The organism is Singulisphaera chitinilytica, from assembly GCF_049331405.1.
Lineage (GTDB): Bacteria > Planctomycetota > Planctomycetia > Isosphaerales > Isosphaeraceae > PoT.
Map to the genome: position 1 here is coordinate 9152037 of NZ_CP186274.1, position 20172 is coordinate 9172208.

General features: G+C 66.8%; 16 protein-coding genes and 1 pseudogene. 14 read left to right on the forward strand and 3 right to left on the reverse strand.

The window, feature by feature from the left end; genetic code table 11:
- Nucleotides 1-121 precede the first annotated feature (121 nt).
- The gene (locus tag ACOYYX_RS35595; RefSeq protein ID WP_422927405.1) at nucleotides 122-661 is read left to right on the forward strand and encodes a hypothetical protein; all 540 of its coding nucleotides are present in this window, start codon (nucleotides 122-124) and stop codon (nucleotides 659-661) included.
- Nucleotides 662-1027: 366 nt separating this feature from the next.
- A complete protein-coding gene (locus ACOYYX_RS35600; RefSeq protein ID WP_422927406.1) occupies nucleotides 1028-1330 on the forward strand; it encodes a P-II family nitrogen regulator in 303 nt (100 codons plus the stop codon).
- A 106-nt stretch (nucleotides 1331-1436) separates the two neighbouring features.
- Here ACOYYX_RS35600 and ACOYYX_RS35605 read toward each other — a convergent pair whose 3' ends face one another.
- Nucleotides 1437-1799, reverse strand: a complete 363-nt coding sequence (locus ACOYYX_RS35605; RefSeq protein ID WP_422927407.1) for a hypothetical protein — start codon at nucleotides 1797-1799, stop codon at nucleotides 1437-1439.
- 811 nt (nucleotides 1800-2610) lie between these two features.
- Between ACOYYX_RS35605 and ACOYYX_RS35610 the strand changes: the two genes are divergently transcribed.
- From ACOYYX_RS35610 to ACOYYX_RS35650, 9 genes are all read left to right on the forward strand, one after another.
- The gene (locus tag ACOYYX_RS35610; RefSeq protein ID WP_422927408.1) at nucleotides 2611-2859 is read left to right on the forward strand and encodes a hypothetical protein; all 249 of its coding nucleotides are present in this window, start codon (nucleotides 2611-2613) and stop codon (nucleotides 2857-2859) included.
- Between the two features lie 415 nt (nucleotides 2860-3274).
- Entirely contained in the window at nucleotides 3275-4039 is a 765-nt protein-coding gene (locus ACOYYX_RS35615) for a hypothetical protein (RefSeq protein ID WP_422927409.1), read from the forward strand.
- Between the two features lie 329 nt (nucleotides 4040-4368).
- The gene (locus ACOYYX_RS35620; protein WP_422927410.1) at nucleotides 4369-5235 is read left to right on the forward strand and encodes a dienelactone hydrolase family protein; all 867 of its coding nucleotides are present in this window, start codon (nucleotides 4369-4371) and stop codon (nucleotides 5233-5235) included.
- 123 nt (nucleotides 5236-5358) lie between these two features.
- Nucleotides 5359-5886 carry a peptide deformylase gene (gene def / locus ACOYYX_RS35625; RefSeq protein WP_422927411.1) on the forward strand — a complete coding sequence of 176 codons (528 nt, stop codon included), beginning with the start codon at nucleotides 5359-5361 and terminating at the stop codon, nucleotides 5884-5886.
- Nucleotides 5887-6062: 176 nt separating this feature from the next.
- Nucleotides 6063-7184, forward strand: coding sequence for a glucose 1-dehydrogenase (locus tag ACOYYX_RS35630; protein WP_422927412.1), 1122 nt, complete (start codon nucleotides 6063-6065; stop codon nucleotides 7182-7184).
- 165 nt (nucleotides 7185-7349) lie between these two features.
- Nucleotides 7350-8435 carry a PfkB family carbohydrate kinase gene (locus ACOYYX_RS35635; protein WP_422927413.1) on the forward strand — a complete coding sequence of 362 codons (1086 nt, stop codon included), beginning with the start codon at nucleotides 7350-7352 and terminating at the stop codon, nucleotides 8433-8435.
- A 248-nt stretch (nucleotides 8436-8683) separates the two neighbouring features.
- A complete protein-coding gene (locus ACOYYX_RS35640; RefSeq protein WP_422927414.1) occupies nucleotides 8684-9907 on the forward strand; it encodes a hypothetical protein in 1224 nt (407 codons plus the stop codon).
- A gap of 195 nt (nucleotides 9908-10102) precedes the next feature.
- A complete protein-coding gene (locus ACOYYX_RS35645) occupies nucleotides 10103-10765 on the forward strand; it encodes an intradiol ring-cleavage dioxygenase (protein ID WP_422927415.1) in 663 nt (220 codons plus the stop codon).
- A 56-nt stretch (nucleotides 10766-10821) separates the two neighbouring features.
- Complete coding sequence (locus ACOYYX_RS35650; RefSeq protein ID WP_422927416.1) at nucleotides 10822-11274, forward strand: TIGR03067 domain-containing protein; 453 nt, start codon at nucleotides 10822-10824, stop codon at nucleotides 11272-11274.
- A gap of 9 nt (nucleotides 11275-11283) precedes the next feature.
- On the opposite strand, the gene ACOYYX_RS35655 is transcribed toward ACOYYX_RS35650, so the two are convergent.
- Nucleotides 11284-14109, reverse strand: coding sequence for a M14 family metallopeptidase (locus ACOYYX_RS35655; RefSeq protein WP_422927417.1), 2826 nt, complete (start codon nucleotides 14107-14109; stop codon nucleotides 11284-11286).
- Nucleotides 14110-14452: 343 nt separating this feature from the next.
- Here ACOYYX_RS35655 and ACOYYX_RS35660 point away from each other — a divergent pair, with 343 nt between their 5' ends.
- On the forward strand, nucleotides 14453-16693 hold the full coding sequence (locus ACOYYX_RS35660) for a polymorphic toxin-type HINT domain-containing protein (protein WP_422927418.1): 2241 nt from the start codon (nucleotides 14453-14455) through the stop codon (nucleotides 16691-16693).
- Between the two features lie 24 nt (nucleotides 16694-16717).
- Here the strand turns inward: ACOYYX_RS35660 and ACOYYX_RS35665 are convergent, their stop codons facing one another.
- On the reverse strand, nucleotides 16718-18067 hold the full coding sequence (locus tag ACOYYX_RS35665; RefSeq protein ID WP_422927419.1) for a sulfatase-like hydrolase/transferase: 1350 nt from the start codon (nucleotides 18065-18067) through the stop codon (nucleotides 16718-16720).
- A 267-nt stretch (nucleotides 18068-18334) separates the two neighbouring features.
- Between ACOYYX_RS35665 and ACOYYX_RS35670 the strand changes: the two genes are divergently transcribed.
- Nucleotides 18335-19498, forward strand: a complete 1164-nt coding sequence (locus ACOYYX_RS35670; protein WP_422927420.1) for a Gfo/Idh/MocA family protein — start codon at nucleotides 18335-18337, stop codon at nucleotides 19496-19498.
- A gap of 212 nt (nucleotides 19499-19710) precedes the next feature.
- Nucleotides 19711-20106: pseudogene (gene nikR, locus ACOYYX_RS35675) on the forward strand (nickel-responsive transcriptional regulator NikR); the annotation flags it as partial.
- Nucleotides 20107-20172 lie beyond the last annotated feature (66 nt).

The window sequence follows — 20172 nt, forward strand, 5'->3', positions numbered from 1 at the left end:
ATCATTGCGTTTCCGGCGAAGAACCGGGATGAAGTGGCGTCGCGAAAGAGCCGAAGTAGTAAGGGAAAGGCCGGCCGGATGCGCCTGGCCGTCATTCCGAGCCAGCCCGGAGGGGTTTGAGATGCGAGAAGGAATCTCCTTGTTACGCCGGGCGGGAGCCTCCAGGCCCGTCGCCCTCGGCGCCTTGATTTGGCTCCTGGCCGACGCGGCCTCGTACGGCCAGGTCCCTCAGCCCGAGGTCCCGCAGACCGAGCGGCGTAGCGGCCTCTTCACGCGCTGGGTGCCCATCGAGCCGCACCTGCCCCCAGACCCTCGCCGCGACACCTTCTGGGACACCCGCTGGGGCGACCAGCCGGACACGCCCCACCCGAACAGCATCAAGGGGGGCGGGATGATGGGGAAGGTCTGGAAGTCGAAGTGCGTGGCGAGCGTCTACCCGTTCTTCTACGGGGCACCCGGCCAGAGCTCGATCACGGCCGACTGCTACCCGTCCCCTCACAAGTCGGGACGATTCTTCTCGTCGCTCTTCCACCCGTTCAAGCCGGTGGGGATGTACTACGACCAGGGCTCTTACGTGCCGATCCACGACTTCGAGCCGCTCGTCCCCGGCCCGGGCCCCTTCGTCTGGCCCTGGTACTACCGCGGACCCGGCGGCGGTTGATTCCCGGCTCCTTTGCCTCGACCCGCACCCGGGTCGACGCGGAGCTGAGCCCCAAGGGGCGGCAAGGGCGAGGATGCCCGGGGCCGCCCCTCTTCCATTTCGAATGGCACGAACCTCCCGCCGGGGCATCGACCCGCCCGAATGCGTTGGGATGATCATGTTTCGGCTGGTTCCACCCGTCCGCGGCGATAAGCCCGAATCCGAGAGAACCTTACGGCGAGGCGAGGGATCTCGAGAGGTCGCGAAATCTCGCATCCCGCGGCTTGAGCGGCGCCGATCCCCTGGGTAGACTCTGGCTCGGGCGGACGGTCCGAATAGCGATCGAAAGTTGCCCCACACAGCCTTGGTCCCAGCGAGATCATCTCCATGCGGCTTCATTCGCTGAAGCTCGTGTCCATCATCGTCGAGTCGGTGCTCAAGGAGCAGATCTTCGAGAAGATCCTCGAGCTGGGCGCGACCGGCTACTCCGCCCACGCCTCGAGCGGCTACGGCTCGCGCGGGGCGAGGCTGGGCGCGGGGGCCGAGGACGTGCAGATCGACGTGATCTGCCCCGAGGACGTCGCCGAGAGCATCCTGACCTACGTCTCGCTCCACTTCTTCAACCATTACGCCTGCATCGCCTGGGTCACCGACGTCGGGGTCGTCAGGGGCGATCGCTACGTCCGCTGAGCGAGCGGGCGGGCGGTTCCTCACGTCGGCCTTCGAAATGAGAAAGGGCCGCGCCACTCATCGCGGCGCGACCCTCTCGATGTCCGTCGATCGGACGAGCCTGGGCTCAGTTCGACTTGGCGGCGGCCTTCTTGCCGACGTAGTGGATCTTCGAGGCCACGGCCTTTTCGTGCTCAACCTTGACCGAGATGCCCTTGTTGCCCTTCTCCTTGGCCCGCTCGACACCCTTGGCCAGCTTCTCGAGGTCGACCGGGTTCGAGCCCTTCTTGGTGACGACCTCGGTGTCGTCCTTCACCGTCACCTCGATCTCCTTGCCGCTCTCCTTCTCGACGACGGTGATCTTCTTGGCGTCGGCGTCAACCTTGGTGATCACGCCGAAGAGCTCGTCGGCGAGGGTGGTGCCGACGACGAGACCCAGGGCCACGAAGCTGGTGGTCAGCATCAGCAAGAAACCACGACGATTCTTCATCGAAACCAGTCTCCTTCAGCATTTTGCGAACGAACCGACTCCACGAACGGCCCGGAGCCGCTCATGCCCAGTCGGAGGACTGCTCTCCGTCCAAGGAAGCCCATCAAGTCGCACGAAAGCACCCTAAACCGATCGATCCGATCCAATTAATCGAGAACCAGGTCGCTCCCGGTTTGAGTTCGCCAGGGAAGTTAGCGTCAAGGCAGGCCTGGCCGGCCCTAAATCTCGAGCCGGATTCGATTAAAATCTCGTTAAGGCCGACCTCGGGCTCTCGGGGCGCAGGGTGCTCGGTCGCATCCCCGCACGGGATGCTCGCGGGCCGGGGTGGTCGACAGGGGGCGTCGGCCGATACTTGACCGCGACGCCCCGGATTCTGCGTTCTTGGGGGCCTCGTTGATTAGAAACCCCGTCCGCCCCCGTCGGTATCGAAAAAGGCCGAGAAATTCGGCGAACGACGGCCCGCGCGACGCCAATGGGCGCTCGTTAAACTTGAGGAGAGGGAGGCCCGCCGCGGCCGGGCCGCCGATCGTCGCGTCGGTGCGGCGGCGGAGGAGGTCTCGACGGCGGGGGCGTGGGCGAAGGCGGATCGGAGGCGGCACCTCGACGGGTGCCGACGACCGCCCGGCATTTCACCATCCAACACATTTCATCACGTCTTCACTTCGACGTCCGGGCCTGAGACGGCGGCCTCCGGCCGCGCCGAGCGGAGGGGGCGTTCATGAAGAACCCGCGAAGAAACGCCGAAGGTTTGGTTGCCCAAACTCCAATAATCGGTTGATATGGTCTGACTCGAGCCGAGGAGGGATGTCTCATGTCAACTCTTCGCAACCTTTTCGCCTGGCTCCTGATGGCGGGTTTCGTCAGCGGATCCTGCTGGATCGCCATCGGCCAGGCCAATGCGTCGAAGCCGGAAGTGGACGAGTCGGGCCGATGTCCGAGCTCATGTCGCTACAAGAAGCATTGGGGACGCGCGCTCGATCCCCATCTGTCGTTCATCGGGGACTCGACCCCGCCGTTCTGCCCGCTGCATTCCAGCCATCCCCGAGGGGCCCGCGGCTGAGAGTCTGCGTCGGGAGAGGGTCAGCGGGGGACGGCCGCGATGCACGCGACGAATCGGCACGCGAGCGCATGTGATAAGGAAAATCCGATGATTCGTGTGCTCGGAATCTAGCCGTTCCCCTATAATGAAGTTGAATGAATAGGGTCGACCTTCGGGTGTGAATATCGGGGGTCGGTCTCGTGCTTCCCCGCCATGGATGAGCGGATACCGGGGCACGACGGGGGGCGTTGGATCTCGCCTCGCGTCGGCCGTGGTATGGTTACCAGGAAAACGAAGACACGAATCCACATCGCTCCACCCCCCCTGGGGCATTGATATCGGCCGGCGGATGACGGGGTGGAGGACTGGCAAAGGCGGGGAGGCCCTTCCAGCACACCATCGACATCCAACGGAGCGATGAACCAGGACGTACTCGATGATTTCTCGACGCGCTCAGCATCCCGACCTCAATGAGTGTAGGCTCGAAGACCGGGTCTTGATGGCCGCGGCTTCCCTGTCTCCCTCGCCGTTCCTCGCGATGAACAGCGGACAGATCGTCTCCCCGGGCGGTGGTGGCGGCGGCAGCTCGGGCGGCTCCAGCGGCAACGCGATCTATCCCGGGCCGCTCTTCTACAATTACAACCCCGTCAACAACCTGAATGGATTCGCGGTCCTCGGCGGCATCACCGGCGGGGCGGTCTCCAATGGCTCGGGGTCCAGCGTCTTCTCCATCGGCCTGAGCAACTCCATCAACGGCATGAGCAGCCTCCTGAACTCGGCCAACCGCTCCGGACTCGGCGGTGGTGGAGGCGGAGGCGGCGGTGGTGGGGGCGGCGGAGGTGGAGGCGGTGGCGGTGGCGGAGGTCCGAGCCCGGTCGGCGGTGGCGCGGGCTTCGGCGCCGCGTTCAGCTCCGGTTTCAGCTTCGCGGTCAACAGCACCAATAATTATGGGATGACGCCAACGGCGGTCGGCTCCGTCCCGGTGCATTCGTACGGCGGCGGCGGTGACTCGACCGAGACCCAGGCCTCGCCCGACGCGGCGCCGGAGAATCAGGCGGTGCCGCCCCCGATGAACGTCGAAGAAGGCGCCCCCAAGCTCGGCCCGGCGGGCGCCCGCCTGCGTCGACCCACGGGCGGCTCCAACAACACGCCTCCGGCGCCCCAGGGTGCGAACGTCCCCAGAGGCCCGGTCGGCCCCTGAGCCTCGACCTCGCCGAACCCGGTCGAGATCCCAACGAGCCGCCCGGCCTGACCACAGGCCGGGCGGCTCGTTTCCTACCCCCCTCGAAACGGGGCTCGCGGGCCATTTCCCGGCGGATTCGCATCCAAAGTTGCTTCCGCCCCGAGTTGACCCTCGCCTTGCCACGGCCTTCCTTCTATCATTCCCCTCCGAACCCATCACAGCCGGGCGCGTCGCCCCTGGGAGTCCCGGGCGTCGAGGATACGGTGTCCCGACGCAGGACGACCTTGCCTCGCCAAGGTCTCCGGGGCGCGCGACTCGAACAGAACGACTCGAGAGGGATTCGACCGATGCATGACGACTCCTCGAACCTCGACACCGCGGTCGTCCCGACCAGGCGTGAGTTCGTCGTCACGACCCTGGCCGCCGGCTTCGCGCTGGCGGTGCAGCCCGTCTCGGCCGAGACGATCACCACCGACACGGACGGGCTCGACGCCGGCGAGGTGAAGATCCCGGTCAAGGACGGCACGATCCCCGCCTACTCGGCCCGCCCGAAAGGCTCGGGGCCGTTCCCCCTCGTCCTCGTCGTCCAGGAGATCTTCGGCGTCCACGAGCACATCAAGGACATCTGCCGACGGTTCGCCAAGCTCGGCTACTTCGCCGTCGCCCCCGAGCTCTACTCCCGCCAGGGGGACGTCTCGGGGTACACGATGGCCCAGATTGCGGAGATCTTCAAGGTCGTCGCCAAGGTGCCGGACTCCCAGGTCATGTCCGACCTCGACGCCACGGTGGCCTGGGCCAAGGAGTCGGGCAAGGCCGACGCCGCCAAGCTCGCCATCACCGGCTTCTGCTGGGGCGGGCGGATCGTCTGGCTGTACTCGGCGCACAACCCGAACGTCAAGGCGGGCGTGGCCTGGTACGGCCGGCTCGTCGGCGACGTCGACGCGAACCACCCCAAGCATCCCGTCGACATCGCCAAGGACATCAAGGCCCCGGTCCTCGGCCTCTACGGCGAGGCGGACACGGGCATCCCCGTCGCCACGGTCGAGAAGATGCGGGCCGCCCTCAAGGAAGGCGGCAAGGATGCGGAGATCGTCGTCTACCCCGGCGCCCCCCACGCCTTCTACGCCGACTACCGCCCGTCGTATCGCAAGGAGACGGCCGATGAAGGTTGGAAGCGCCTGCTCGCCTGGTTCAAGAAGTATGGCGTATCGTAAATCACCGCCGATAAGATGACCCCATCGAACCGAGGAGGCCGGACCTTCGCACGCAGCCCGCGCGAGGGGTCCGGCCTCTTCCTCGGCTGCATACTTCCCCTCGCCAGAGAGAGCCGACGACCCATGCCCATGCTCCGACAGATCGCCCAGCTCGGCCACCCTGTGCTCAGGACCGACGCCGAGCGCGTGATCCTCCCCGCCTCGGATGCGACGCGGGCCCTCGTCGCCGACATGCTCGATACGATGCGGGACGCCCACGGCGTCGGGATCGCCGCGCCCCAGGTCTACGACTCGTCGGCCATCTTCATCGTCGCCTCCCGGCCGAACCCGAGATACCCGAACGCCCCGGAGATGGATCCCCAGGTCGTCATCAACCCCGAGATCATCGAGCGTTCCGACGAGATCGTGAAGGGCTGGGAAGGGTGCCTGAGCATCCCCGGCCTCCGAGGCTTCGTCCCCAGGCCCCGGCGGATCGTCGTCCGCTACCAGGACCTCGAGGGGGAGGTCTTCGAGCGCGAGTTCGAGGACTTCGTCGCCAGGGTCTTCCAGCACGAGGACGACCACCTGCACGGCCTCGTCTTCATCGACCGGCTCGAGAGCCCGAAGGATCTCGTCTGCGAGAAGGAATATCAGCGGCAGTTCGCCTCCTGAGACGCTCGCCGTGGGCGGATCTCCCGCGTCCGGGAACGATCGGCGTTGTGATCTTCCCGATTGGGCGGTGATTCATGGTACTTTGGGGCGTCTGACGCTAGAATCGTCGTGGTCAGCGGCTTCCGGGTGAGGGAGCCTGCGCGCCGACATCTCATTCTTGGCGAGCCGAAAAGCCGATGAAAGCCGTTGCCGTTCTCCCTGGCAAATCGAATAGCGTCCACCTCGTCGACATCCCGGTCCCCAAGCTGGGCGACCAGCCCCATCCCCACGTCTGCAAGATCCCCGACGGGCGTGCGGTACTCGTCAAGGCGCTCCAGGTCGGGGTCGACGCCACCGACCGCGAGATCAACGAGGCCCTCTACGGCAACGCCCCGCCGGGGGGCAACCACCTGGTCATCGGGCACGAGAGCTTCGGCCAGGTCGTCGAGGTCGGCGACAAGGTGACGGAGCTGGTGCCGGGCGACTACGTCTCCTGCACCGTGCGTCGGCCGGGCGGGTCGCTCTTCGACGCGATCGGCCGCAACGACATCACGAGCGAGGAGACGTACTACGAGCGGGGGATCAACCTCTGCCACGGGTACCTGACCGAGTTCTTCGTCGACGACGCCGAGTACATGGTCAAGGTCCCGGTGAACCTGAAGCACCTCGGCGTCCTCGCCGAGCCGGCGAGCGTCTGCGCCAAGGCCATCGAGCAGGCGTACCTCGCCCAGGAACGGCTCCAGGTCTGGAACCCGAAGCGGGCGTTCGTCCTGGGCGCGGGGCAGATCGGGCTCCTCGCCACGATGATGCTCAAGCTCCGCGGGCTCGACGTCTACACGCTCGCCACCAAGCCCGGCCCGCATCGCAAGTCGGAGATCGTCGAGGCCTACGGCGCGACCTACGTCAGCACCAAGGAGACGCCGATCCACGACCTCGCCAAGAAGGTCGGCAAGCCCGACATCATCTTCGAGGCGACCGGCCACCCCGAGACCTGCTTCCGCGCCATGGAAGTGCTCGGACTGAACGGGGCCCTCGTCTGGACGAGCATCACCGGCGGCAAGTCGGAGGTGAGCGTCGACGCCGCCAAGATCAACCTCGAGTGGGTCCTCGGCAACAAGCTCCTCGTCTCGAGCGTCAACGGGAACCGCAAGCACTTCGAGCAGGGGATTCAGGCCCTCTCGCTGGGCGAGCACACGTACCCGGGCGTCACCGAGCAGATCCTCACGCACCCGGTCCCCGGGCTCGACCACTACAAGGAAATGATGAAGCTGCTCGAGGACAAGGAAGCGCTGAAGGTCTTCGTCAAGATCGCCGACTGAGCCTTGCCTCGATGACGAGCCTCCCGGCCCTTCGGAATCGCCCGGGGCCGGGGAGGCATTGTCCTCGTCCGCGACCATCTCGCCCTGCCATCCGTCGGATTTGAGTGGAATTGAAGGGGTTTCTTCCTCGCGATCGTTTCACGAGATCATTCTTGGGGAGTTAGCATGAGCGGTTTGAATGTGCGTCAGGACGCGTGTGAGCTGGACTTCCTCTCCTTGGGGGCTCTCGTTCATCGCCTGGATCCGGGCGTGATTCCGTTTCGCAAGGCACGCTCCCTCGACATCCACGTCTCGGGCGGCGAGTACAACGTCGCGGCGAACCTCTCGGATTGCTTCGGCCTGAAGACGGGCATCGCCACGGCGATGGTCAAGTACGGGATCGGCGAGCTGGTGCAGGCCCGCGTCCGCGAGACCGGCGTGACCCCCTTCTACAAGTGGTTCGAGCACGACGGCGTGCGCGGCCCGAACATCGCCACCGTCTACAGCGACCGCGGGCAGGGGGTCCGCCCCCCCGTCGTCTTCTACAATCGCTCGAACGAGGCCGGCGCGCTCTTGAAGCCGGGGGACTTCGACTGGGCGAGCATCTTCGCCAAGGGGGCCCGCTGGTTCCACTCGGGCGGGATCTTCGCGGCGCTCTCCGAGACCACCTCCGAGGTGATCATCGAGGGCATGAAGGCGGCGAAGGCCGCGGGCGCGATCACCTCGTTCGACCTGAACTACCGGGCCAAGCTCTGGGCGTCGGTCGGCGGCGCCGAGCGCGGGGTCGAGGTCATCAAGCGGATCGTCTCCAACGTCGACGCCCTCGTCGGCAATGAAGAAGACCTCCAGAAGGGCCTGGGCATCAAGGGCCCGGACGTGGCGAGCGAGAAGTCGAAGCTCGACCCCGACACCTTCTTCAAGCTCATCGACATGGTCGTCGAGAAGCACCCCCACATCAAGCTCGTCGCGACCACCTTGCGCGAGGTCCACTCGACCAACCGCCATGACTGGGCGGCGGTCCTCTGGCTCGACGGCAAGCGTTACGTCTCGCCGACGATTCAGCTCGACGTCATCGACCGCATCGGCGGCGGCGACGGCTTCGCGGCCGGCCTCTTCTACGGCCTCCTCTCGGGCAAGTCCCCCGAAGAGGCCCTGAAGCTCGGCTGGGCCCACGGCGCCCTGCTGACCACCTTCCCCGGCGACGTCACCATGGCCAAGCTCGAAGAGGTCGAGGCCCTCGCCAAGGGCGGATCGGCCCGCGTCCAGCGCTGAGTCCGGTCGCCCTTTTTGCGACGGATTGCTTGTCCCAGAGCGGCCGCCCCTCGAACCATCGAGGGGCGGCCGCGGCTCACTTCGCCGCAAGCCTGTTCGCCGTCAGTCGTGCATCTCCCGATCCGTCTTATCGGTCGAGCCTTCGATCATCATCGCCCATCGCTCCCTGATCGAGCCCCATTCGGCGTCCGTCGCCTCGCGTGCATAGGTTTGAGCCATGTGCAGACTCCGTCAGGAGGTTTGTCGCCATGAGCCGCCCGCGCCTCTGCCTGAGCCTGGCCCTGCTTCTTTGCCTGCCTCCGTCCGTCTTCGCCTGCCTCTGGGATCGCGACACGCCCGACAGCGAAGCCAAGGGCATGCCCGAGGTCGTCGACGTCCTCACAGGACGCTTCCCCAGGAACCCGCCGCTCTACTACGAGATGCGCCTGGAACGGGTCTCGGCAAAGCTCAAGGACCATCCCGAGGACCTCGAGGCCTACGACGACGCCGGAGTCGCCTGCGACCGCCTCGGCCGCGGCGACGAGGCCGTCGCCTGGATGGAGGAGAAGCTCAAGCGATTGGAGACGCTCGCCCCATCGAAGCCCGAAGTCAAGGAGCACCGCTACCGCTACCACGCCAACCTCGGCACCTTCCTCGTCCACCGCTGGGCCAGGCAGGGCGCCGACCGATCCAAGCTCGATCAGGTCAAGGCCGCGCGTGACGAGATTGCCAAGGCCCTCGAGATCAACCCGGCCGCCCACTTCGGACGCGAGAAGTACCAGTTGATCACCCTCGACTGGCTCCTCAATCCGCCCGAGGTCCTACGATATCAGCCCCTGCCGAATATCCTGGGCTGGAGCGAACAATTCCCCTTGGAGACCGACAACCCCAAGGAGGCCGACGACGCCGTGCGAGGCTTCGCCGGACTCGTCGCACTCGGCAACGCCTGGGAGAGTGTCGACGTCTTCAATACCTTGAGCGTCGCACTCCAGCACGATACGCTCGGCTTCGAGAACACTCGCCAAGGAGGTCGGAATTCGCTGGCCCTCTACGCCTGGTTGCGAGCCCAGGAGTTGGTCGATGCGGGCAAGTCGTCGATGCTGCCAAACGCCCCGAAGGGGGAGGTCCTCAAGCAGAATCTGTCCGGCCCCGACTTCGCAAATCGCGCCAACGAGAGTACCGGGGTCTTTGACCATCTGCGCCAGGAGGCCGACGCCTGGCAAGCCGCCCGCGAGTCTTACCTGATGAATGGCCTAAAGGCCGGCCGTCACCCCGACACCGACCCGGGTTTCTGGTCGGGCTATCGGGAAGCGCCCAGGCCACGGCTTCCGACCATCTCGCAGACCGACGCCTACCAGGCCGATATGGCCAGTCGACAGAGGCGCGCGGGTGCCGTCGTGATACTCGTTCCGACTCTCTGCATCGCGGCGATCGTCCTTGTCCCCCGAGTGCTCAGGGCGAGAGCCAGGTGGCGGCATTCTCGAACGGCTTAGCCCGTCGCGGCTCGCGGCCAGGATTTCGAGCCTGAGGAATCCCCGGGACGAGGGGGCTTTGGTACGATCGTGGGATACGATGGGAGATCCCCGACCGCTCGGCAAGCCGAACGTCCCGAGGTCGGAGGGAGCTCCCGATCCGGTACCGGTCCGTCGCACGACCTTCCCCAACGCTCGAATCGAGGACGCCACCCCATGCGCCAACGCTCGCGTCTCGCCAGCCGTCGAGAGTTCCTGGGCACGCTCGCCCTTGGAACGGCCGCCTTTGCGACTCCGGGCGCCTTCGCCGAGGAACTGGTGAAGACGCCGCCGCAGACCGAGGGGCCCTTCTATCCCGATCACCTGCCGCTGGACACCGACAACGACCTGATTATTGTCAACGATGGAATCACGCCAGCCGTCGGCTCGATCACGCACCTGAGCGGCCGGATCCTCGACGCCAAGGGGAGCCCGATCCGCAACGCCCTGGTCGAGATCTGGCAGGTCGACAACAAAGGGGCGTACATCCACTCCAAGGATCCGAATAACCCCAAGCGCGACTCCAACTTCCAGGGGTTCGGCCGGTTCCTGACGGGCTCGACCGGAGAATACTACTTCCGCACGATCAAGCCGGTCGCCTACACGGGTCGCTCGCCTCACATCCACTTCAAGATCCGCAAGGGGAACAAGGAACTCATCACGACCCAGTGCTACGTCAAGGGGGACGCCAGCAACGAGCGCGATGGCGTCTATCGGCACATCGACGACGCCAAGGCCCGCGAATCCGTCACCATCGACTTCGCGCCGGTGGCCGACTCGAAGATCGGCGAGCTCGCGGCCAGGTTCGACGTGATCCTCGGCTTCACCCCCGAAGGCTGAGCTAGCCCCTCGAGCCGTCCCCAAACCCCAGCCACCCTCACACGAGGCCGAAACCGATGCGCAGCAGGTCAATCACTCGACTTGGAGTCATGCTCGCGGCCGTCGTCCTCGCGGGGATCAGCCTCCGGGCGGCCGACGAGCCGGAGAAGCTCGAGGGAGACTGGAAGACCCTCCAGGGTAAGTGGACCGCGCCCTCGGAGTCGGGCGACACCGTGACTTACACCTTCAACGGGAAGAAGCTCAAGGTGGTCGCCCCGACGCGGTCTTACGAGATGACGGTCGCCATCGACGAAGCCGCCAAGCCCGAGAAGACCATCGACTTCACCATCGACAAGTCCCCCGCCGACGCCAAGGGGAAGACGGTGAAGGGGATCTACAGGTTCGACAGCAAGGACCGGCTCGTCTGGTCGTTCCGCCCCGAAGGCGAGCGGCCCTCGACCTACGAGCAGATCGGCTACGAGCAGATCCTCACCGAGATGACACGCGTCAAGGACAAGGACAAGGACTGACCTCGGAGTTCACTCGCCGACGGCCGACTGCACGATGCCGTTGAAGACGAGCTTGAAGGTGCCGTGCGGCTGCCCGCGGAAGAGGACCTGCGGCCCGAAGAGGGCGAGCCGACCCTTGCCGACCTGGGCGTCGATGATGGCGATCCCCCCTTCGAGACGCTCCTGCCCCCAGGCCCAGCCGCTCCGGAGCGGGGCCTTGGTGTCGAACCAGCCGACCTTGCGGAGGCCCTCGGCGTTCGCCCCCTGCGAAAGTTTGTAGGTCGGGCTCGCCGAGAAGACGACGTCGACCTGATCCTCCAGGCCCCAGGCCAGGGAGTTGGACGGGTCGACCCTCACCCGCAACAACGACGAGGGGACGTAGAACTTCTCCGGGGCGAGCGGGCGCTCCCGGCCGCCGGCGTCGACCTCGGCGAGGTGGTTCTCGATCGGGAGCCCGAGCTCGCGGCCGAGCCTCGTCGAGGTGCCGATCGTCAGGATCGTGCCGCCCCCTTCCAGGAAGGCCTTGAGCCTCGGCAGGGTGCTCGCCGAGATATTGCCGCGCAGGTTCGTCCCCTGGGGCTGTCGGCCCGGGTTGCCGGCCGCCGGGGGCTCCTCGCCGCGATCCCCGCCCCCTCCTTCGGCCCCGCCGCGGACGACGTAGGCCCCATCCACCAGGATCAGGACGTCGAACTTGTCGCGGAGGCCCTCCTCGTTGAGCTCCTGGGTGTAGACGAGCTGGAAGGGGAACTCGAACTGCTCGAGGAGCCAGCGGGTCCAGCCCGACGGCATCGAGCCGCCGAAGCGATCCCAGAGACCCACGCGGGGCGTCTTGAGCCGCACGGCCTCGGGCCCCGGCGCGACGGGCGTGCCCTGGAAGGGGGTGCCGATCTCGGCGGCGATCTTCTCCAGGGTGTTGAGCGTCGAGCCGTCGCGAGGGATGTAGAAGGTGCCCGCGGGATACGTGTTCCCCCGGATCGTCGACGCCTCGCGGAGGCGTCTGACCTCCTCGCCCGCCTTGTGCAGCCGGTTCACCACGCGGAAGGCGTCGTTCATCCGGGGGCTGAGGAAGAAGCCGACCGCCCCGCCTTCATCCAGGACGAGGGCCGGCCTCGGCGCCACGACCGGCTCCACGATTTCCTCGAAGGGGCCGTCGAAGGCGTCGAGCACCCGGTCGAACTTCACCGCCATCTGGAAGGCCGGGGTGTAGCCGGCGGAGTCGTAGGGACGGACCGGCGGCCCCCCCGGATAGGTGAAGTCATTGGGATGGTCTTGCGGCTCGAACATGTCCAGGACGTGCGCACGGAAGGCCTGGGCGGTCTTCACGACGAACGAGTCCTTCGGATAGTCCTTGCCCCCGATCGTGAAGTCGGCCGAGGCCCGATGGACCTTCACCCCGGCGGCGAGCAGCGAGTTCATGAATTTCGTGGCGGTGGGGAAGTCGGGCTGGTCGGCCGGGAGGATGTAGCCGCGAGGGTCTCGGCGATCCGGGTCGTGGAAGAGGCGCTCGAACTCGAGGGTCGCGCCGCCCCCCGCGCGAGACCTTGAGCCCCTGGCGGGCCTCCGCGAAGGGTCGGCCTGTTCCTTCTGGGCGGCCTCGATGACCTTGGGGGTGATCGTCCAGTGGTCCTTGCTGCCGAGGTCGATCGCGTTGTGCCCCATCAGCCAGATGTTGAAGAGTAATTGCTCGCGATGCCTCGAGGCATAGTCGATCACCGCCTTGCTCACCGACACCGAGTAGTCGACCGACTGGCGGAAGTGCCAGGGCTGGGGCGGGATCGGGGCGAGGTAATCCCCCTTCGGCAGTTGCTTCTCGGTGACGAGGGGGATCTCGATCGGCGTCGGCCCGCCGATGGTCTCGGTCAGGACGCCGATGATGTTGTGGAAGGATGAGGTCGTGCGGATGCCGCCGTTGAACCAGGTGGAATAAGGGGCTCCCGATCGGATCGTCGCCCCGGGCTTGCCCTCGGCCAGGAGCCGCTGGACCATCGCCGCGCCGACGGCGTCGATCCCGTTGACCACCAGGGGATCGCAGAAGTAGTTGAACGGGTCGCGGAAGGGGGGACAGAAGAGGACCGTGCCGGCGGGACCGGTCTGGTGCTGGTTGTACATGATCTGCGGGAACCACTCGCGATACATGAACCGGTTCAGGTTCCTGGTCTCGGCCTGGGTGTTAGCGTAGAAGTCGCGGTTATTGTCGTGGCCGACGTACTTCTGATAGAGCCGGGGCAGGCCGCCCAGCGAGCGCTTCAACGGATCCTTCTCTCGCATATACCAGTCGGCAACGAGGTCGTGGCCGTCGGGGTTCGCGTGGACGAAGAGGAGGATCGCGTCGTCGAGGAACCTTTTCGTCTCATCGTCCTGGCCGACGACGATCTGGTAGACGGTCTCGATCAGGGCCTGGGGGCAGAGGGTCTCGGTCGCGTGGATCCCGGCGTCGATCCAGACGATGGCCTTGCCCTCGGCGGCGAGTTTCCTGGCCTCGGCCGCATCAACCCCTTCCGCCAGGGCGAGCTTCCGCGAGATGGCGCGATAGTGGTCGAGCCGGCGGAGGTTCTCCGGCGAGCTGACGATCGCCGCGAGCTGGGGCCGGCCTTCCTCGGTCGTGCCGATGCTCACGAGCTTGATCCGATCCGACTCGCCTTCGAGCTTCTCCCAGTAGCCCTTGAGCTGCTGGTAGTTGGCCAGGCAATAGTCGTCGCCGATCCGGAACCCGAAGAAGTCCTTCGGCGACGTGATGAATCCAGCCTTCGCCGTCGCGTTGACCTCGGGGGCGGGAACGCCTTCTCCCCCGAGGGTCGGCAGCCCTCCAAGCAGGAGCACGAGGAGGGACGCGACGGATGGCAGGCATGACTTCATCGGAGCATTTCCTCGGGCGACGAACCTCGAAGCAAAGGGCGACATCCGGCCGGCCGCGACGCCTTGATCCCGAAGCACTACATTAACGGGCCATGCGACGCGACAGAAGACACCGCCCGCCAACACGATGGGGCGCGTCGCGGCGAGTTCCCTTTCGAGAGCCAATCGCGACGGTCGAGGCCCCGGCGTCGGGTCGACCGGCCCGGGCGTGAGTAGCACTCACAATGCGCATCCCGTGCCCTTGCCCCGAAATCATGAAAGTCCAAAGATGGTCCGATGGCTTTCGGTGGCGGATCGGGCGCGGTCCGTCCGTTTCGAGGTATTCAAAGACGGGAGTTCCGCGATGATTGCGAGCCTCATCCTGGGTATCAGCCTCGTGACCGCGGCAGCCCCGGCGGATGCGAAGGCGACTTACGAGGAGGCGAAGGCGAAGGTCGGGCGGGACGCCAGTTCTCACGTCAGGCTCGCCCTCTGGTGCGAGGCCCACGGCCTCGAAGCCGAGCGGCTCAGGCACCTGGCCCTCGCCGTCCTGCTCGACCCGAAGGACGCCAGGGCCAGGGCCCTGATGGGGCTCGTATCGTTCGCCGGGCGCTGGGAACGGCCCGAGGCCATCGGCCCCAAGGTCCAGGCCGACCCCGCCTTGGCCGCGAGCCTCGACGAGTACAACGAACGCCGTGCGCGGACCCCACACACGGCCGACGCCCAGTGGAAGCTCGCCCTCTGGTGCGAGGAGCAAGGGCTCAAGCCCGAGGCCACGACGCATCTCACCACCGTCGTCAGGCTCGACCCGAAGCGCGACGCCGCCTGGAAGCACCTCGGCTACAAGCAGGTCAAGGGACGCTGGCTGACTGACGAGCAGGTCGCGACCCTCCGAACTGAACTCGAAGCCCAGAAGCAGGCCGACGCCCGCTGGCGGAAGCGGCTCGAGACGCTCGGCCGCCAGCTCGATCGCAAGCCGACGAAGATGGGGGCCGCGCAGGCGCTGGCCGAGGTCACCGACCCCCGCGCCGTGCCGGCCATCTGGGCGACCTTCGTCGCCGGGAAGGCCCGCAAGCCGGAACTCGCGGTGCAGCTCCTCGGCCAGATCGACTCGCCGGTCGCCTCCAAGGCCCTGGTGATCCTGGCGCTGAACCCGTCGATGGCAAGCGTCCGCCGCGCGGCCGCCGAGACCCTCAAGCGGCGCGACCCACGCGAGTTCGCCGCCCTCCTGATCGCCCTGATCCGAGAGCCGATCAAGTACAAGACCAGCGACGTCGTCGGCCCGGGTTCCACGGGCACCCTCCGCATCGAGGGGCAGACGTCGGATGTCGAGCGGCGTTACGCCACGCCCGAGATCCCCAACATCCCCATCGGGCCGGATGATTTCATCACCTACGACGTCTTCGGGCTGCCAGTCATCAATGAGCTCATCGGTCCGATCCGGCAGACGAGCATTCACTTTGATCCCAATAATACGACGATGACCGTGAGCACGGCCGATGGCCGGTCGTTCGATCCCCAGACGGGCAATCCGCTGAGCACGATTTTCACCGGGCTCATCCTCCGTCCGACTTCCCCCCTGGATGCGTGGGGAGGGCTGGAGGCGGTGATGTCGAATCAGCCGCAACCCAGGAACTTCTTCGACAACGCGATGCTCAATGCCAAGTCGCCCGTGGAGGCCGAGTTCTATCAGGAACTCACGCTGGCGAGCATGGGCCTGCTCGGCCCCCCCAGTGACAGGATCCGGAACTTCGAAGTGAATTCGGCCGAAGTCGCCAGCATCCCCATCGGCAGGATCGCGAGAGAGGCGCACCGGTCGGCCGTCAAGGCCCAGGAGAAGCTGAAGGGGGATGTCGCCAGCATCGAGAGGACGAACGCCGAGCTCGCCAGGGCGAGCGCCCCCGCGCTGGAGTTGCTCCAGGGCTCGACCGGTCAGGCCTTCGGGCCCGACCGCAAGGCCTGGTCGAAGTGGCTGGCCGACGCCAACGGCTATGCCTTCATCTCCAACGAGGCCCAGAACAAACCGACGGTCTATGAGGAGGTCACCTCGTCCGCGCAGCCGATCCCGATCACGGTCTCCGAACAGGTCATCGGCTTCCAGGCGATCAGTTGCTTCGGCAAGGGGACCGAGGTCTACACCCTCTCCGGCCGGAGGCCCATTGAGGAGTTGAAGGCCGGGGATCGCGCGCTCGCCTGGAACACGCGGAGCGGCTCGCTCGAGGTGCAGCCGATCCTCGCGGTCTACCACAACCCGCCGAGTGCCACCCTGAAGATCGACCTGGAGGGCGAGTCGATCGTGACGACCCCCTGGCACCGCTTCTGGCTCGCGGGCAAGGGGTGGGTCGTCGCGCGTGACCTCAAGCCGGGGGACATGGTGCGGACCGTCGAGCGCTCGGCGAAAGTCGTCGCCGTGGATCCGGCGGCGAAGCAGCCGGTGTTCAACCTCGAGATCGCCGAGGCCCACAACTTCCTGGTCGGCCGTAGCGGGGCCCTCGTGCATGACAACAGCGTCGCCGAGGCCGTGACAGCCCCGTTCGACGGGATGCCCAAGGATTTTACTGCGTTGGCGGCAACCACCCCGAAGACGCCCGCAGCCGGCCGTTGAGAAAAGAGCAGGGCAGGGCGGCCCTTACCGGGTCGCCTTGGCCGACTCGTCGCGGATCTCGGTGGCGAGCCACTCTTTGAGGGCCTTCTGCAGGTCGCGGGCGAGTTCGGGGCTCTCGGCGAACGTATTCCGGCGCTCGGCCGGGTCGTTCTCGACGTCGAAGAACTCGGCCCTGCCGTTGCCGGTGATGACGACCTTGTGGTTGCCTCGCATGGCGGCGACCTGGTTCGAACCCTCGCTGCGCCATTCCCAGAAGAGGGTGCGGTCGGGGACCTTCCCCTGGCCGATCCAGGCGGGGAGGAGGCTGATGCCGTCGACGTGCCAGGCGGGGTCGGGCGTACCACCGGCGGCGGCGAGGAGCGTCGGGAAGACGTCGGTCATGTGCATGACCTCGTTCGAGACCTTGCCGTTCGGGATGTGACCCGGCCATCGGGCGAGCGCCGGCACGCGGAGGCCCCCTTCCCAGAGGGTCCGCTTCTGGCCCCGGAAGGGTTTGTTGCTGTCGTGGAAGCTGCTCGTGCCGAGGTTCCCCGCCTCGAACGTCGCGCCGTGGTCGCTGGCGAAGACGACCAGGGTGTTCTCCGCCAGGCCTTGCTCGTCGAGGGCGGCGAGGATCCGGCCGATGTTCTTGTCGAGCCGCGTGACCATCGCCGCGTAGGTCGCCCGCAAGGGCCTCTCCGGGTCGAGCTCGGGGAACTTCCCCTTGTGCAGCTCGATCTCGTCGGCGGGGGCCTCGATGTTGAAGTGACTATTGATGAATGGGACGTAGGCGAAGAAGCGCTCCCCCTTGTGACGCTTGATGAAGTCGATGGTGCGGTCGGCGAAGAGGTCGTCGGAGTGCCCCGAGACGGGCTTCAACTCGCGCCCATGCCAGAGTTCCTCCGGGAATTTCTCCCAGGCGTGCTTGGCGTCGGTGAAGCCGAAGAACTCGTCGAACCCCTGGTCCATCGGGTGGACGTAGCTCGCCTCGCCGGGCCGGGGCTGGCCGTGGTGCCACTTGCCGAAGACGCCCGTGACGTACCCGTTCGCCTTGAGGGCCTCGGCGATGGTGACCTCCTTCGAGGGGAGGTCGTCGTCGTTCCGCGCGACGCCGTTGTGGATGGTGTACTTGCCCGTCAGCAGGGCCGCGCGGCTCGGGGCGCAGATGACGGCCGCGGTGTAGAACCGCTTGAAGATCGTCCCCTGCGCCCCGAGCCGGTCGATGTTGGGGGTCGACCACTCGGTCCTGCCGTTGAACCCGACGTCGGCGAAGCCCAGGTCGTCGGCGTAGAGGAAGAGGAGATTCGGACGCGGCTCGTCCCCCGCGCCGAGGGCGAGGGTCGAGGCCTGGGCCAGTCCGATCAAGGCCGCGGCGAAGGCGAGGCGGTGTCGCATGGTGGGTCTCCGGGTCCTTCGGCGCGGGGCCGATCCTGAAACGCCCCTCCGGTGGAGAGGGCCCACTCTACAAAAGTGCCAGGGGGCGGGCTATAGTGACCCTTCTCCGGCGCGAAGGCCCGCTCCGTCACGCGCGTTACGCCAGCGAGGCGACGCCGGGCCCGGGGCCGATCCCGGGCGAACGAACCAAGCGAGACGAAGGCCGGGCCTCGGCACGATCCGAACGGGCCGGCCGGGTCCATCCAGACCGAAGGGGAGAGCGAGACGATGAGCCAGCGGAAGTTGCGGGTGGGCATGGTTGGGGGCGGCGGGCCTTCCAACTTCTTCGGTGGGCCGCACCGCCGCGCGATCCTCCTGGACAACTCGGCCGAGCTGACCGCGGGCGCCCTGCGCAGCAAGCCCGAGGAGTCGATCGAGTCGGCCAAGGAGCTCTTCTTCACCAGGGGCTACGGCGACTGGCAGTCCCTGATCAAAGGCGAGGTCGCCCTCGGCGAGTCCGAGCGGATCGACTACCTGACGATCGTGACGCCGAACGACGCGCACTTCGGCCCTGCCGACGCCGCGGCGGCCGCCGGCATCGGAGTCCTCTGCGAGAAGCCGCTGACGACCACGCTCGACGAGGCCCGCCGGCTCCACGCCACCGTCTCCGCCCACAAGACCCCGTTCGTCGTCGCCTACACGTACACCGGCTTCCCGATGGTCATGCTCGCCCGCGAGCTGATCAAGGACGGGGCGATCGGCGAGGTCCGCAAGGTCGAGGCCTGGTACCCGCAGGGGTGGCTGGCCAGCAAGCTCGAGGCCGACGGCCAGAAGCAGGCCGCCTGGCGCGTCGACCCGACCAAGGCCGGGGCCTCGGGCTGCGGCGGCGACATCGGCACGCACGCCTACGAGTTCGTCCGCTTCGTCGCGGGACGGCAGGCGACCCGGATCAAGGCCAGGCTCAAGGCGTTCGTCCCCGGCCGCGCCCTCGACGACGACTTCACGGTCCTCGCCGAGCTCGATAACGGCGGGATCGCCACCGTCTCCGCCTCGCAGATCACCATCGGCGCCCAGAACGACAACGGCTTCCGCGTTAGTGGGACGACCGGCACGCTCGAGTGGTCCATCACCGACCACACGATCCTGAAGCACTACGTCGGCGGCCAGCCGCTGCAGCTCTATCGCCAGGGGGCCGAGTACGGGTATTTCCCCGGCTCGATCAAGCCGTATCTGCGCTTGCCGTCCGGGCACCCCGAAGGCTTCCACGAGGCCCTCGGCAACCTGCACAGGACGCTCGAGTGGACGATCCGCCAGAGCCGGGGCGAGAAGGTGCCGACCCCGTTCGAGCACCCAGGGATCGCCGACGGCGTCGCCGGCATGGCGTTCGTCGAGGCCGCCGTCACCAGCGCCTCGCAGGACGGCTCGTGGGTCGAGGTCCCCAAGATCGGCTGAGCGACCCTTCGCGAACGCCGGCCTGCGCCGTAAGATGAAATGATGGGTCGCCAGGACGAAGGCCATCGACGTCTCGAACGGGCCGCCAAAGCGCGGTCGAGGCGTCGGGTATCGCTCCGGGCGACCCTTCGTGCTTCCGATCGAGACGCGTCGAGATGCGGGAGCCGACGGCCAGGGTCGCCGACTTCGCCAAGAGAGGGTAGGGAGGGATCGTGAAAGACCCGCTCGTCCGGTTCAGCGTCGCCATCGGCGGCGAGTTGCTCCAGAAGTTCGACCAGTACCGAGAGATCCATCAGTACCCCAACCGGAGCGAGGCCGTCCGAGGCCTGATGCGGGCCGCCCTGATCGAGGAGGTGGTGACCCGAGACGACAGCGACGCGATGGGAGTCGTCACCCTGATCTACGACCACCACGCCGGGCGCGTCGCCGACCGCCTCACCGAGATCCAGCACGAGCACCTCGAGCGCGTCGTGACCACCACGCACGTCCACCTCGACGCCAGGCGTTGCCTGGAGGTGATCCTGCTCAGGGGCCAGGCGAAGCTCGTCCGCGAGCTGGCCGACAGCCTCATCGGGACCAAGGGGGTCGAGACCGGCCGTCTCGTCCTCGCCGCCGCCGAGGCGATCCCCGAGCGGCTCGAGTCCGACGGCTCGGAGCCGCACGGACACCATCAC

Coding starts and splice junctions, on each gene's coding strand:
- ACOYYX_RS35595 (WP_422927405.1), top strand. CDS start 122: ATGCGAGAAGGAATCTCCTTGTTACGCCGGGCGGGAGCCTCCAGGCCC.
- ACOYYX_RS35600 (WP_422927406.1), top strand. CDS start 1,028: ATGCGGCTTCATTCGCTGAAGCTCGTGTCCATCATCGTCGAGTCGGTG.
- ACOYYX_RS35605 (WP_422927407.1), bottom strand. CDS start 1,799: ATGAAGAATCGTCGTGGTTTCTTGCTGATGCTGACCACCAGCTTCGTG.
- ACOYYX_RS35610 (WP_422927408.1), top strand. CDS start 2,611: ATGTCAACTCTTCGCAACCTTTTCGCCTGGCTCCTGATGGCGGGTTTC.
- ACOYYX_RS35615 (WP_422927409.1), top strand. CDS start 3,275: ATGATTTCTCGACGCGCTCAGCATCCCGACCTCAATGAGTGTAGGCTC.
- ACOYYX_RS35620 (WP_422927410.1), top strand. CDS start 4,369: ATGCATGACGACTCCTCGAACCTCGACACCGCGGTCGTCCCGACCAGG.
- def (WP_422927411.1), top strand. CDS start 5,359: ATGCCCATGCTCCGACAGATCGCCCAGCTCGGCCACCCTGTGCTCAGG.
- ACOYYX_RS35630 (WP_422927412.1), top strand. CDS start 6,063: ATGAAAGCCGTTGCCGTTCTCCCTGGCAAATCGAATAGCGTCCACCTC.
- ACOYYX_RS35635 (WP_422927413.1), top strand. CDS start 7,350: ATGAGCGGTTTGAATGTGCGTCAGGACGCGTGTGAGCTGGACTTCCTC.
- ACOYYX_RS35640 (WP_422927414.1), top strand. CDS start 8,684: ATGAGCCGCCCGCGCCTCTGCCTGAGCCTGGCCCTGCTTCTTTGCCTG.
- ACOYYX_RS35645 (WP_422927415.1), top strand. CDS start 10,103: ATGCGCCAACGCTCGCGTCTCGCCAGCCGTCGAGAGTTCCTGGGCACG.
- ACOYYX_RS35650 (WP_422927416.1), top strand. CDS start 10,822: ATGCGCAGCAGGTCAATCACTCGACTTGGAGTCATGCTCGCGGCCGTC.
- ACOYYX_RS35655 (WP_422927417.1), bottom strand. CDS start 14,109: ATGAAGTCATGCCTGCCATCCGTCGCGTCCCTCCTCGTGCTCCTGCTT.
- ACOYYX_RS35660 (WP_422927418.1), top strand. CDS start 14,453: ATGATTGCGAGCCTCATCCTGGGTATCAGCCTCGTGACCGCGGCAGCC.
- ACOYYX_RS35665 (WP_422927419.1), bottom strand. CDS start 18,067: ATGCGACACCGCCTCGCCTTCGCCGCGGCCTTGATCGGACTGGCCCAG.
- ACOYYX_RS35670 (WP_422927420.1), top strand. CDS start 18,335: ATGAGCCAGCGGAAGTTGCGGGTGGGCATGGTTGGGGGCGGCGGGCCT.